Here is a 14,139-nt window from a genome sequence, read left to right as displayed (position 1 = left end):
TTGACTGGTTGAGACCTCAAACCAGTGAGACACGGGAAGACCTCTCCCGGGTGGGAGAGGTCGGAGCGCAGCTCCGGGTGAGGGACTGCCTGATCCGGAGAGGCCACACCCCTCACCCCTGCCCCTCTCCCACCCGGGAGAGGGGATCTGCTGTCGGGCTGTCGTGCGGTCTGGATGCTTGCTGCGCTCCGACATTCCGACCCCCACCCCTAACCCCTCCCCGCAAGGGGGAGGGAAGCGGGCTCGGTTCCGAAAATGATCCCGGATTTTGCTCAGCAGTCCCAGATGGGAGGCTTGGCCGGGCGCGACCGCCCAGTCCCTGGGCCGCCCCCCCCTGCTAGTGCGCCGCTGCTTCCAGCAGGCGCGCCGCTGCGGCGCGGGCTTCTTCGGTGATGGTCGCACCGGCGAGCATGCGGGCGATTTCCTCGCGGCGGGGGGCGGCCTCCAGTGGCACGACCCGGGTCGCCACGCGGTCCTCGGCTCCGTTCACGCCTTCCTTGGCGATGAGGAAGTGGCTCTCGGCGCGAGCGGCCACCTGTGGAGCGTGGGTGACGGCCATGACCTGGACGCGCTTGGCCAGGCGTCCGAGGCGCTGGCCGATGGCATCCGCCACGGCGCCGCCGACACCGGTGTCGATTTCGTCGAAGACGAGGGTGGGCGCCGAGCCCTTGTCCGCCAGCACGACCTTGAGGGCCAGCATGAAGCGCGACAGCTCGCCGCCCGAGGCCACCTTCATGAGCGGTCCGGGGCGGGTGCCGGGGTTGGTCTGCGCCCAGAACTCCACCCGCTCGAAGCCCGCCGGATCACGGCTGTCCTCATCGGTCTGGATTTCCGTGATGAACTTGGCGCGCTCCAGCTTGAGCGGCGGCAGTTCGGCCTGCACGGCCGCATCGAGCGCCTGAGCGGCTTTCTTGCGGCCGGCAGAGAGCTTCCGGGCAGCGGCCAGATAGGCCTGATCAGCTTCCTTCAAGGCGGACTCGAGCCCGGCCAGTTGCTCCTCGCCCGCATCGATGGCGGCGACATCCCCCTCGAAGCGCTGGCGCAGGGCCGCAAGCTCGTCGGCGGGCACATCGTATTTGCGGGCGGCAGCGCGGAGCGCGAAAAGGCGCTCCTCTGTCTGCTCCAGCTCACGCGGATCGAATTCGGTGGCGCGGATCGCATCGTCCAGAGCGGCCCGGGCCTCGTCGATGGCGACGAGGGCCGCATCGAGCGCCTTGACGCTGGGCTCCACGAGCGCGGGAGCCTGGGCGCTGCGGCGCTCCAGCTTGCGCACGGCGGCCGAAAGCTCCGGAACGGGAGAAGAGTTACCCGCCACAGCCTCGAAGGCCTCGTTGAGGTCCTGAGACACCTTCTCGGATTGCATCATGACGACCCGGCGCTCGGCCAGAGCCTCTTCCTCGCCGGCTTGGGGATTGAGCGTGGTGAGCTCCTCCACCGCATGGCGCAGGAAATCGGCTTCCTTGCGGGCCTTGTCGATGCGCTTGCGATGCTCCTGCAGAGCCGTGCGCGCGTCGCGCACGCGACGGGCTGCGTCGGCCACTGCCTGCACTTCGGCGGAGAGGCTGCCGAACGCGTCGAGGATGGCCCGATGGCTGACCGGATCGACAAGGGCGCGGTCGTCGTGCTGGCCATGGATCTCGACCAGGGTCGCGCCGATGGCCTTGAGCACCTGAACGCTCACGGGCTGGTCGTTGACGAAGGCGCGGGTGCGCCCGTCAGCCACCTGGACGCGGCGCAGGATCAGGTCGCCGTCCACATCGATATCCGCCTCGGTGGCGATGCGACGGGCCGGATGGTCCATGGGACAGTCGAAGACAGCCGTCACCTGCCCCTGAGACTCGCCATGGCGGACGAGGCTTCCGTCGCCGCGCCCGCCAAGAGCCAAGGCAAAAGCATCGAGCAGGATGGACTTGCCCGCGCCTGTTTCACCCGTGAGGACGGAGAGCCCCTCGTGAAAGTGGAGCTCGAGCCTGTCGATCAGGACGATGTCGCGTATCGCCAGCTGGATCAGCATGGAATGTGAGGCTTACCCCGCCCGCTGGCCGACCTGGGGAACGCCGCGGAACGCTTTGCTGATCCAGGACTGGGAGTTCTCGCGCGGCTCGACGCCGCCCTTGGTCAGCAATGCGTAGGCGTCCTTGTACCAAGGACTGTCAGGGAAGTTGTGGCCGAGAACGGCGGCTGCGGTCTGCGCCTCGCCGACGATGCCCATGGCCATGTAGGCCTCGGTGAGACGCTGGAGCGCCTCTTCCGTATGGCGGGTCGTCTGGTAGCGCGAAACCACATTGCGGAAGCGGTTGATGGCGCCGGAATAGTTGCGCTTCTGCAGGTAGAAGCGGCCGACCTCCATCTCCTTGCCGGCGAGCTGGTCGCTGGCCACCTGGATCTTCTTCTTCGCGTCGGCCACGTATTCGGAGCTCGGATAGCGCTGAACAAGATCCTGAAGAGCGGCGATGGCGCGCTCGGAAGCAGCCTGATCGCGGGTGATGTCCGGAATTTGATCGTAGTAGGACGATGCCATCAGGTACTGGGCATAGGCTGCATCCGGAGTGTTCGGGTGCTGCTGCAGGTAGCGCTTGGAGGCCGTGATGGCCTCCTCGTACAGGCCGCCCTCGTAATTGGCATAGGCCTGCATGATCATGCCTTTGCGCGACCACTCGGAATAGGGATACTGGCGGTCGAGGCTGTCGAATTTCTTGGCCGCGCCCTCGTAGTCCTTCTTCTGGATACGGGCGAGACCGTCGTTGTAGATTTCTTCGGCCGGCACGTCGGCGACGATCTCCGGCTTATAGGCCTCGTTCTTGTCGAAGGGATTGATCGACGACAGGGTATCGCAGCCCGCGAGCGTCAGACCGCAGGCGCCAACCAGCAGCGCGCGTCCGGCAGCGGCTCTCAAGCTCAAGTAAACCTTCGCGAAAGACATGCTTCGCGGTCCTCCAAAATCCGTGCTCGGTGATTTTTTACGATCCACCGAGGTTCTTTAACCTATGCGGGGGGTAGGAGCCAACCCCATCCGAGAGGCTTTACCCAGATGGATAGAGTAAAGCCGCATGAAATCATGCGGCCAATAGGCGCTCAGGATAGGAAAGTCTTAGTGGACTTCGGAGGCGAAGGCCGTCATGGCCGCGCTGCCCACATCCGCATAGACCGTCTCGCGACGTGGCACGGCGTCCACGATGGCGTAGTTCGAGCGGCTCGAGAACAGGGCCTCCAGAACGGAGAAGTTCATGCGGTGACCGCCGCAATAGGAGCGGTAGGTGCCGAGCAGCGGCAGGCCGGCCAGGGAGAGATCGCCCACGGCGTCGAGGAGCTTGTGGCGCACGAACTCGTCCGCGTAGCGCAGCCCCTCGGGATTCATGATGCCGTCCTCGCCGATGGCGACCGTGTTGTCGAGCGAGGCGCCGAGCGCGAAGCCGGCGCTCCAGAGCTTCTCCACGTCGCGCATGAACCCGAAGGTGCGGGCGCGGGAAATCTCGCGGCGGAACACGGAGGGAGACAGGTCGATGGCCTTGCGCTGACGGCCGATCACCGGGGTCGGGAAATCGATCTCCACGTCGAGACGGAAGGCGCGCTCGTTCGGCAGAAGCTCTGCGAAGGCGTTGCCCTGGGTCACGCGGACGGGCTTGAGAACCTTGAGATAGCGGCGGGTTGCGCCCTGAACGGCGATGCCGACCTGATCGATGGCATCGATGAAGGGGGCGGAGCTGCCGTCGAGGATCGGCACTTCCGGCCCGTCGATTTCGACGAGGACGTTGTCGATGCCGAGCCCGGTCAGGGCGGCCATGAGGTGCTCGATGGTCGCCACGGCCCCGCTCTCGCGGTCGCCGATCACGGTGCAGAGCTCGGTGGCGGTCACCGCCAGATGGCGAGCGTCGATGAGACGGTCCAGGCCGCCCGGGAGGCCGGTGCGCAGGAAGGCAATGCCATGGTTCACCTCCGCCGGGTGGAGGATCATCTTCACCTCATCTCCCGAATGGACGCCGATGCCTACGAGCGTAACGGCGGCGCGGAGCGTGGTTTGATGGCTTTGCTTCATTATCTCTGAACCCCGAACTAGATCGCCGCTTGGGAAGAGCCGCTGCGCGATGTGTTCGTTAAATCACTTGAAAGGCGGATCGAACTGGACCCGTGCCCTTTCGACATGGGGCAACATAGTCTTCGCATCAGGCTAGGCCAAATCACGCTTTTTAACGTTCTGTTACAAGCTCGGCTAAAATTAACTCCTTGTTAATCAAGGACTTTACGAAAAAAGGCCCCGGCTGCCATGAGCAGCCGGGGCCTTTTCTGTAACGCTTACGACGGACTCAGTTGGCCTGGCGGCGGAGGAAGGCCGGAATCTCCAGCTGATCGTCTTCCATTCCGCGCTGGGCCGGAGCCTGGGCAGCGCGCTGGGCCTGGGGAGCCGGACGGCGGGCGTACTCGGCATGGACCGGGGACATCTGCTGGCGCGGAGCCTCCTGGCGGGGAGCCTGCTCCGCAGGAGCGTGATGGGGCTCCTCGCGGCGGCCGAAGCCCATGGTGGCCAGGCGCTGGATCAGCGACGGCTTGTGCTCCTGAACCGGATCGATCTCGCCGCGGCTGGCGCGGATCTGGTTCTGGGCCGGAAGCGGAAGCTCGTCGATCCGGGGCATCCGGGCCGGACGCATGGCGCGCTCGGCCTGCGGCGGGATGAAGGATTCCTGCATCGGCGGCTCGTCATAGACGGGAGCTTGGGGAGCCGGAGCCTCGTAAGCCATGGCGGGCTTCGGCTGCGCCGGGGTCAGGATCACGTCGTCGCGGACAACCGGCTGGGGAGCCGGTTCCATGGCCTGGGGAGCAGCAGCGGCCGGAGCCGGAGCCAGGACGGGGGAACCTTCGGTCAGGATGTGCTGAGCAGACCTCACCGGTTCGGCCTGAGGAGTGGCGCGAAAGGTGGGAGCGGGCTGGGTCGTGGCGCGGGCCCGGGCCTCGGCGCGCAGACGCTCGGCAACCTCGGAGATCCGCTGCTCGGTGGCGGAGAGATCGCCGCCGTTTTCCATGATCGCGTGGTCGATGCCGGTGGCCACCACGGACACGCGGATGATGCCTTCCAGGCTCTCGTCGAAGGTCGCGCCGAGGATGATGTTGGCATCCTGATCCACTTCCTCGCGGATGCGGGTGGCGGCTTCGTCGAGTTCGTAGAGGGTGAGGTCGTTGCCGCCCGTGATCGAGATCAGCAGGCCGCGAGCGCCCTTCATCGACACGTCGTCGAGGAGCGGGTTGGCGATGGCAGCCTCGGCGGCGCGGATCGCGCGCTTCTCGCCGGAAGCCTCGCCCGTGCCCATCATCGCCTTGCCCATGCCGCGCATGACAGAGCGGACGTCGGCGAAGTCGAGGTTGATGAGGCCTTCCTTGACCATCAGGTCGGTGATGCAGGCCACGCCCGAGTAGAGCACCTGATCGGCCATCGCGAAGGCGTCCGCGAAGGTGGTCTTCTCGGTGGCGACGCGGAAGAGGTTCTGGTTCGGGATGACGATGAGGGTATCGACAGCCTGCTGCAGCTCGGCGATGCCGGCTTCCGCGAGCTTCATGCGGCGAACGCCCTCGAACTGGAACGGCTTCGTGACGACGCCGACAGTCAGTATACCGAGTTCGCGAGCAGCGCGGGCAACGACCGGAGCAGCGCCCGTGCCTGTGCCGCCGCCCATGCCGGCGGTGATGAACACCATGTGGGAGCCTGCGAGCTGATCGCGGATCTCGTCGATCACCTCTTCGGCGGCGGCGCGGCCAACTTCCGGCTGCGACCCGGCGCCGAGGCCTTCGGTCACCTGAATGCCCATCTGGATCACGCGCGGAGCCTTGGAGGAAGCCAGCGCCTGTGCGTCGGTGTTCGACACCACGAACTCGACGCCCTCCAGGCCCGACTCGATCATGTTGTTCACGGCGTTGCCGCCGGCGCCGCCGACACCGAAGACAGTGATGTGCGGCTTGAGTTCCCGGATGTCCGGAGTTTGATTCATTGCCATGACCTGTGCCTCTTTGGCCTTTTGACTGACAGCGTTTGGCCGACGCTTAACTTTTGTTGACTGGAACTCCCGCGATGACCCGCCGCGTCATCGCGTTACGCATTTAAAAACTATCGCGAATCCACCGGCCCACCCGCGAGAAGTAGCCGTCGGTTCCCGTACTCTGAAACAAGCCGCTCGAGCGCGGCTCGAAATACTCGATATGCGCCACCTGGGGGTAAACCAGGAGGCCGACCACCGCCGAAAAAGCGGGGCCCTTCGCCGCCTCCGGCAGACCCTTGATGCCGAGCGGACGCCCGACACGAACCTGGCCCTGCAGAATGCGGCGTGCCGTTTCCGGCAGCCCGACGAGCTGGCTTGCGCCGCCCGTCAGCACGACGCGCCGTCCGGCCTGGGCTGCAAAGCCCGCGCTTTTCAGGCGGTCACGCACGAGTTCGAGAATTTCCTCGACCCGCGGCTTGATGATGCGAACGAGGTGCGATTTCGGAAGATGGTTCGGAACGTCACGTTCGTCTTCATCGACCTGCGGCACCGCGATCATGTCCCGGTCGTCCGCGCTCGATGTGATGGCGGAACCGTAGAGGGTCTTGAGCCGCTCGGCGGCGGAGACGCGGGTGGTGAGACCGCGCGCGATGTCCATGGTCACGTGATGACCGCCGACGGCGATGGCATCCGTGTGCACGAGATGCCCGTTGGAGAAGATGCCCACGCTCGTGGTGCCCGCGCCCATGTCGACGACGGCGCAGCCCATGTCGGCTTCGTCGTCGACAAGAGCCGACAGGCCCGCTGCGTAAGGAGACGCGATCACCGCCTCGACTCCGAGGTGGCAGCGCTCGACCGCGAGCATGAGGTTGCGCGCAGCCGCGGATTCCGTGGTGACCACGTGAAGGTCCACACCGAGCTGCTCGCCGATCATGCCGGCGGGATCGACGATGTGGTTCTGCTGATCGAGCGAGAAGCCCGTCGGCAGCGCGTGCAGTACCGCCCTGCCCCGCCGCAGATCGTATGAGGACGCCGCGTCGAGAACCCGGTGAACGTCACCATCGTTGACGGCGCCGCGCACCGGAACATGCGCTTCGAAATGCTCGGAGGCGAGACGGCCGCCGGTGAGATTGACGATCACCGACTGGATCTCGACCTTCGCCATCCGCTCGGCCGCGTGAACGGCCTGACGAATGCATGTTTCTGCCGCTTCCAGATCGACAACGACGCCGCCCTTCAAGCCTGCGGAGCGCTGATGGCCGATGCCGAGGATGCGCGCCACATGAGTGCGGCTGCGCAGGGACTCGACCTCGTCGGCAGGCTTCAGCTCCGCCACGACGCAGACCACCTTGCTCGTTCCGATGTCGAGGACCGAGAGGATGGCGCTCTTGCGCGCGGATAAAGGCTTGAGACGCGGCGTTAGCCCATGACCGGAGAGACTCATGTATCGACCCCCTTGCCGCGCATTGGTTTCTTCTTGAGGGACTCGGCGCGGGCCAGAGCCGCCTCTTCGGAGAGACGCACCACGACGCGATCGGCAATGCGCAGATCGATCGCGAGCACATCCTTTTCCAAGATCTTCTGTTCGTTCTCGAGCTTCACGAGGCGGGCCAGCGCATCGGCTGCGCCCTTCTCCGGCAGGCGCACGTCCATGCCGTTGTCCATCTTCAGCGTCCAGCGGCGGCCGGCCACGAGGGTTCCGGCGCGGATGCGGCTTTTCAACGGGCCGGCTGCTTCGAGAAGCGCGAAATATTCCTTGCTGCGAGCATTGGCGTTCTCGCCCACGACGAAGGGCAGATCGACGAAGCGCTCGTCCTGCATCAGGTCGATGACGGTGCCGTCGGCGGCGATGATGAACAGCTCGCCGTTGTTCTGCCAGAGCGCATAGGGCTCGCGCTCGGTGAGCGTGATCACGAGCTCGTTCGGATAGAGCTTGCGCACGGTGGCGCTCTCGATCATCGGAACGCGCTCAAGGCGCTCGCGCAGCTCGTTCACGTCGAGGAAAACCAGCGACTGCTTGGCGTTGAGTCCGCCCGCGGCCAGAACCTCGCTCTCGCGCATCTGAGCGATGCCAGAGATCGTGATGCTCTCGAGCCCGAGCCCGAGCGCGCGGGCCAGGGCGTGATGCGGCTGGCCGTTCTCGCGGATGAAGGTGTCGAGATGGCCGCCCTGCCAGAGGCCGAGCGTCACGACGCCCGTATAGAAGCCCAGGGTGAGCCAGGTGCCCAGAAAACGGGGCAAGCGCTTCTCGATCGGAACGCCGGCGGAACGACGCCGGACGCTCCGCGAGGAGCCGAAAAACTTTTTGATTCGGGGGGGCTGCCTGTAGGAGGCAGCGCGCGCAGCAACAACGCCAGCCGGGTAGGCTGTCATCGATTGCAGGTAGCGTCCTCCACCATCCATTGTACAAGCTCGCCAAACGTAAAGCCCGCGTGGGCTGCCAGTTCTGGCACCAAGCTCGTCTCGGTCATGCCGGGTTGCGTGTTGACCTCCAGGACCACGAGTTCCCCGGTTCCACCGGGTGTGTCGTCGTACCGTAAGTCGGCGCGGCTGATTCCCCTGCAGCCGAGCGCTTGATGCGCCGTTAACGCCAACTCTTGGACCTTTTGGTAAATATTCGGTTTAATTTCTGCCGGCAGGACGTGAATGGACCCGCCCTTCACATACTTTGCGTCATAATCGTAGAAGACCCCGGTCGCCGGGCGGATGTCGATGACCCCCAGCGCCTTGTCGCCCATGACCGCGCAGGTCAGCTCACGGCCCGCAACATATGATTCCACAAGGACTTGCTCGCCGAAGGCCCAGTCTTCCCGCATCAGCTCCTGAGGCGGATGGGAGCGGTCCTCACGGACGATGATGACCCCCACGGACGAGCCCTCGCTCACCGGTTTGATCACATAGGGAGCCGGAAGCACGTGGCTTTTGGCCGCTTCCAATCTGTTAACGACCATACCCTTGGGCACCGGGACGCCTGCCGCCGCCATGATGACCTTGGCCTTGTCCTTCTGCATGGCGAGGGCCGAGGCGAGAACACCGGAATGGGTGTAGGGAATTCTCAACACCTCCAGGAGCCCCTGGATCGTGCCGTCCTCGCCGACGCGGCCATGGAGGGCATTGAAGACCACGTCCGGAGAGGTCGCCTGCAGGACGGTGGCAATGTCTGGCTGGACGTCGATGGGGGTGACCTTGTAGCCCTGCTCTTCCAGAGCCTTGCAGCAAGCCCGGCCCGTGGCCAGACTCACCTCGCGCTCCGCGGACCAGCCGCCATAGAGAACGGCAACGTGCTTGGCCATGACATGCTCCTTGAACTGCAGCCCGACCAGTCAAGCAGGCCGGCGTTAACAAAGTGATTCGGGTTATGCCCGGTTAAGGCCGACGCGCTTGATCTCCCATTCGAGCTCCACGCCCGATATCTCGCGGACCCGGCGGCGCACTTCCTCGCCGAGGTTCTCGATATCGGCGGCGGAAGCCGAGCCATGGTTGATCAGGAAGTTGCAGTGCATCTCGGAGACCTGCGCATCCCCGATGCGAAGCCCGCGGCATCCTGCGGCGTCGACCAGCTCCCAGGCTTTCCTGCCGGGCGGGTTCTTGAAGGTGGAACCGCCCGTGCGGGTGTTGACCGGCTGGGTGGACGAGCGCGCCTCGGTGATCGCATTCATCTCGGCAAGGATTTCTTCCGGATTGCCGGGACGCCCCTCGAACAGCGCCTCGGTGAAGATCACGTCGTCAGGAACGCTCGAATGGCGATAGGTGAAGCCCATCTGCGCATTGGTGAAGGACACGAATTCGCCGGTGCGGGTGACGCCCTTGGCCTCGACGAGGACATCCTTCGTCTCGCCGCCATAGGCGCCGCCATTCATGCGAAGCGCGCCGCCGATGGCGCCGGGAATGCCGCGCAGGAAAGAGAGGCCCGCGATGCCCGCCTCAGCCGCCGCGCGCGCCACCTTCACGTCGGGAGCGCCTGCGCCTGCGCGAACGCGCAGGCCCGGCTCGATCGACACGTCGGCAAAGCCTTTTCCAAGCCGGATGATCACGCCCTCCCATCCTCCGTCGCGGATGAGCAGGTTGGAGCCGAGGCCCACAACGAGCACAGGCGCATTGCGGTCGAGACGCTGCAGGAAATACGCGAGATCGTCTGAATCGGCAGGCGTGAACAGCACCTGCGCCGGACCGCCCGTGCGGAACCACGACAAAGGCGCCGTCGGCGCATTCGCCTCCAGCTTGCCGCGCAGTTCCGGCATCGCGGCCTTCAGGTCAGGAACAAGATCAGGAAACATGCAGCACTCCGCAGCTCTCGTTGTGAGAGAGTGGTTCGGGAAACGCCGCAGAGCCCTCCTCCCCCTTGTGGGGAGGAGTTGGAGGTGGGGGTGTGAGCACCCAACCTTCATGGGCTATCGCCGACACCCCGACCCTCCCCACAAGGGGGAGGGAAAATCGCGCCACATTCGTTATCCGCCACCCTCTCAGGTCGAGGAAACCTTGGGCTGATTCACAAAACATCAAGCCGCCTTCTCGCCCAGCGCCTCGAGCTCGCCCGGAAGCGCATAGGCCCATTGCGTGATGTTGCCTGCACCGAGGCAGATCACGTAATCGCCCGGCTTCGCCACTCCCTTGATGAGACCGGCGAGATCTTCCGACTTTTCGAGCGCCATCACGTTGCGGTGGCCGCGCGCCTTGAGACCAGACACGAGACCATCGCGATCGGCACCCGGTATCGGCTGCTCGCCCGCGGCGTAAACCGGCGCGACGATGACGGCATCCGCATCGTTGAAGCAAGTGCAGAACTGATCGAAGAGCGAGTTGAGGCGCGAATAGCGGTGCGGCTGCACGACGGCGATGACCTGGCCTTCCGTCGAAGCGCGCGCGGCCTTGAGCACAGCGGCGATCTCGATGGGATGGTGGCCGTAATCGTCGAACACGGTGACGCCGTTCCACTCGCCGGTGCGGGTGAAGCGGCGCTTCACGCCGCCGAAGCCTGCAAGCGCCTTGCGGATCGCATCGGGAGAGACACCGAGCTCATGCGCAACGGCAATTGCTGCCGTGGCATTGAGCGCGTTGTGCGCGCCGGGCATGGGCAGCACGAGGTCTTCGAGCTCGAGGCGGAAGCCGGGACGGCGGTCGCGGATCATCACGCGGAACTTGGTCTGCCCGCCGCGCGGATCCACATCCATGATGCGCACGTCGGCCTGCGGGTTCTCGCCGTAGGTGATGATGCGGCGATCCTCGATGCGGCCCACGAGATCCTGCACTGTCGGATGGTCGATGCACATCACCGCGAAGCCGTAGAACGGGATCGAGTTGATGAAGGAATGGAAGGCGTCCTTGATCGCGTCGAACGTGCCGAAGTGATCGAGATGCTCGGCGTCGATATTGGTGACGATAGCGACGTCGGCAGGGAGCTTCAGGAAGGTGCCGTCGGATTCGTCCGCCTCCACCACCATCCACTGGCCGTCGCCCATGCGGGCGTTGGTGCCGTAGGCATTGATGATGCCGCCGTTGATGACTGTCGGATCGAGGCCACCTGCATCGAGCAGCGTCGCGACGAGCGAGGTCGTCGTGGTCTTGCCGTGCGTGCCTGCAACGGCGACGCAGGACTTGAAGCGCATGAGCTCGGCGAGCATCTCGGCGCGGCGCACCACCGGCAGGCGCTTCTCGCGCGCCACGATCAGCTCCGGGTTGTCGCGCTTGATCGCGGTGGACACCACGACGATCTCGGCATTCTCCACGTTCTCGGCCTTGTGGCCGATGAAGGTCTTGATGCCCTTCTCTTCAAGGCGCTTCACATTGTAATTGTCGGCGGCGTCCGAGCCCTGAACCGTGTAGCCCAGATTGTGCATGACCTCGGCGATGCCAGACATGCCAATGCCGCCGATACCGATGAAATGAATGGGACCTAGCTTCGGCGGCAGTTTCATGAAGACATTCCGTTCTTGTTAGATTGTATCAGGTCGAGGACGGCCCGAGCCAGACGCTCGGCCGCATCCGTAATGCTGGCGCTATGTGCAGCGGCAGCGGCTTTGGTCAAGCGGTCAGGCTGTTGAAAACAGCTGCGAATCTCGCTCGTCAGACGCTCAGGGGTGAATTCCGTTTGTGGGCAAACGATGGCAGCGCCAAGGTCTCCAAGGGTTTTGGCGTTGGCGGCTTGATCCTGATCGAGCGATCCCGGCAGGGGCACGAGGATCGAAGGACGCCCGATCGCCGAGAGCTCCGCCATCGTCGATGCGCCGGAGCGGGAGATGACGAGATGGGCCTCGCCCAGACGCTTCGGCAGATCCTTGAAGAACGGCTCGGCCTCGAATTCCACACCAAGGCGCTGGTAGTGATCGCGGACCCGCTCCAGATCCTCTCCCCTCGCCTGCTGGGTGATGGAAAGGCGAGCGCGCAAATCCTGCGGCAGAAGCTCGATGGCGGGCGGCACCACATCGCTCATCACCCGCGCGCCCTGGCTGCCGCCGACGACGAGAAGGCGCATCTTTCCGTTCGGGTCGAGGGGAGCATAGGCTTGCTTCGCCGCCTCCAGCACCGCCGGACGGATCGGATTTCCGGTCTGCACGACCTGCCCCGGCACTCCTGCCGGAACGCCTTTGATGTTGGCAAAACCCGTCGCGATCACCGAGGCGCGGCGTGCGAGCAGCCTGTTCGCGCGGCCCATCACGCCGTTCGCCTCGTGGATGACCGTCGGCACTTTCAGGAGCGATGCGGCGATGACCGGCGGCACGGTCGGGTAGCCTCCGAAGCCGACCACGACATCGGGCTTCAGCTTGCGAACGACGCCTGCGGCTTTCAGCGTGCCTTGCGCGAGCAGTAGCGCGGCCTTCGCCATTTTCGGGATCGAGCGGCCGGAGGGAGTTGCGGACGGAATTTCGACGATCTCGTCCGCCGGGAACGAGCCTGCATAGGCATTGGCCCGCTTGTCGGTGGCGAGCACCACGCGGCAGCCGGAGCTTTTGAGCACGTTGGCGAGGGCTTCGGCCGGAAAGAGATGACCGCCGGTGCCGCCGGCGGTGAGAAGAACGAGGGGCTTCGTCATCAGCGCGGCCAATCCTGACTGAAGTTCTCCATCGTCTCGGAGCGCGGGCGACGGCGGGTGAGCGCGATGAGGAAGCCCATGCCGAGCGCCAGCGACAGAAGCGAGGAACCGCCATAGGAGATGAATGGCAGCGTCATGCCCTTGGCAGGCATGAGATGCACGTTCACCATCATGTTGATGCAGGCCTGCAGGCCGAACATGAGGATGAGGCCCGTTGCGGCGAGACGGCAGAACGTGTCCTCGTTGCGCTTGGCGAGCATAAGGCCGCGCAGAACGATGAACGCGAAGAGCATGAGCAGGGCAAGGCATACGACGATGCCGAACTCTTCAGCCGTCACGGCGAAAATGAAGTCCGTATGTGCGTCGGGGAGGATGCGCTTCACGGTGCCCTCGCCGGGACCGCGTCCGAGCCAGCCGCCGCGCGAGAAGGATTCCATGGCCGTATCGACCTGGAAGGTATCGCCGGAATCCTTGTCGAGAAAACGCTCGAAACGGGCGCGCACGTGCGGCAGGAACTCATAAGCCGCGACGATGCCGACAAGGCCCGCGCCGCCGAGGCCCATCACCCAGAACCAGTGCAGGCCCGCGACGAAGAAGAGGCCGCACCACACGATGGTGACGAGCATGGTCTGGCCAAAATCGGGCTGAAGGATGAGCGGAATGATCGTCGCGGGCAAAAGCATCAACGCGAGCAATGCGCCCGGCATGTCCTTGCGCCGGGCACCTTCCGAGAAGGCCCACGCTGCAAGGATCACGAAAGCGGGTTTGACGAACTCGGATGGCTGAATGCCGAGCGGTCCGATAACGATCCAGCGATGCGCGCCCTTGATCTCGGGCCCGAACTGGAAGGCCAGCATGATGAGCGCCATGCCGCCGATATAGACCAGCAGGGCCAGACGCCGGATGTGGCGAAGCGACAGGAACGACACCGGCAGCATGATGAGCAATGCCGGAACGAGGAACAGCACCTGACGGTTCACGAAATGAAAGGTCGAAAGCCCCAGGCGCTCCGCGACGGGCGGGCCGCCCGCCATGAGAAAGACGAGGCCTGCCAGCATGAGGATTGCAAGCGCCGCCAGCAGCAGCCGGTCGACGGTCCACCACCAATCGCTGAAAGCCGAGCGTTCCGCGCGCGACACCATG

The 14,139-nt window shown here is 64.9% G+C and carries 11 protein-coding genes; all 11 read right to left on the bottom strand.

All coding sequences use genetic code 11. The features are described from left to right. Nucleotides 1-337: 337 nt before the first annotated feature. The gene (gene recN, locus BLP10_RS09855; protein ID WP_091133852.1) at nt 338-2,014 is read right to left on the bottom strand and encodes a DNA repair protein RecN; all 1,677 of its coding nucleotides are present in this window, start codon (nt 2,012-2,014) and stop codon (nt 338-340) included. Between the two features lie 12 nt (nt 2,015-2,026). Beyond that, a complete protein-coding gene (locus tag BLP10_RS09850) occupies nt 2,027-2,923 on the bottom strand; it encodes an outer membrane protein assembly factor BamD (RefSeq protein WP_091133850.1) in 897 nt (298 codons plus the stop codon). A 168-nt stretch (nt 2,924-3,091) separates the two neighbouring features. Beyond that, nucleotides 3,092-4,036 (bottom strand): UDP-3-O-acyl-N-acetylglucosamine deacetylase, encoded by a 945-nt coding sequence (lpxC, locus tag BLP10_RS09845; protein ID WP_091133848.1) that lies wholly within the window; start codon nt 4,034-4,036, stop codon nt 3,092-3,094. Nucleotides 4,037-4,304: 268 nt separating this feature from the next. Beyond that, entirely contained in the window at nt 4,305-5,984 is a 1,680-nt protein-coding gene (gene ftsZ / locus BLP10_RS09840) for a cell division protein FtsZ (protein ID WP_091133846.1), read from the bottom strand. 103 nt (nt 5,985-6,087) lie between these two features. Beyond that, nucleotides 6,088-7,410: a cell division protein FtsA gene (gene ftsA, locus BLP10_RS09835; protein WP_091133844.1), complete on the bottom strand. Its 1,323-nt coding sequence runs from the start codon at nt 7,408-7,410 to the stop codon at nt 6,088-6,090. Then, nucleotides 7,407-8,369 (bottom strand): cell division protein FtsQ/DivIB, encoded by a 963-nt coding sequence (locus tag BLP10_RS09830; protein ID WP_091133842.1) that lies wholly within the window; start codon nt 8,367-8,369, stop codon nt 7,407-7,409. The genes ftsA and BLP10_RS09830 overlap by 4 nt, the downstream gene beginning before the upstream one ends. Continuing rightward, complete coding sequence (locus tag BLP10_RS09825) at nt 8,336-9,259, bottom strand: D-alanine--D-alanine ligase (protein WP_091133840.1); 924 nt, start codon at nt 9,257-9,259, stop codon at nt 8,336-8,338. The genes BLP10_RS09830 and BLP10_RS09825 overlap by 34 nt, the downstream gene beginning before the upstream one ends. Before the next feature lie 63 nt (nt 9,260-9,322). Next, nucleotides 9,323-10,243 carry a UDP-N-acetylmuramate dehydrogenase gene (gene murB, locus BLP10_RS09820; protein ID WP_091133838.1) on the bottom strand — a complete coding sequence of 307 codons (921 nt, stop codon included), beginning with the start codon at nt 10,241-10,243 and terminating at the stop codon, nt 9,323-9,325. A 222-nt stretch (nt 10,244-10,465) separates the two neighbouring features. Beyond that, on the bottom strand, nt 10,466-11,881 hold the full coding sequence (murC, locus tag BLP10_RS09815) for a UDP-N-acetylmuramate--L-alanine ligase (RefSeq protein WP_091133836.1): 1,416 nt from the start codon (nt 11,879-11,881) through the stop codon (nt 10,466-10,468). Continuing rightward, a complete protein-coding gene (gene murG, locus BLP10_RS09810; RefSeq protein ID WP_091134297.1) occupies nt 11,878-12,996 on the bottom strand; it encodes an undecaprenyldiphospho-muramoylpentapeptide beta-N-acetylglucosaminyltransferase in 1,119 nt (372 codons plus the stop codon). Before murG ends, murC begins: the two co-directional genes overlap by 4 nt. Further along, nucleotides 12,996-14,138 carry an FtsW/RodA/SpoVE family cell cycle protein gene (locus tag BLP10_RS09805; protein WP_091133835.1) on the bottom strand — a complete coding sequence of 381 codons (1,143 nt, stop codon included), beginning with the start codon at nt 14,136-14,138 and terminating at the stop codon, nt 12,996-12,998. Before BLP10_RS09805 ends, murG begins: the two co-directional genes overlap by 1 nt. Nucleotide 14,139 lies beyond the last annotated feature (1 nt).

The sequence above is a fragment of the Microvirga guangxiensis genome (genome assembly GCF_900102135.1).
Taxonomy (GTDB): domain Bacteria; phylum Pseudomonadota; class Alphaproteobacteria; order Rhizobiales; family Beijerinckiaceae; genus Microvirga; species Microvirga guangxiensis.
Note: the sequence above shows the minus strand (reverse complement) of the source record. Positions and strands in the feature narration are given on the sequence as shown.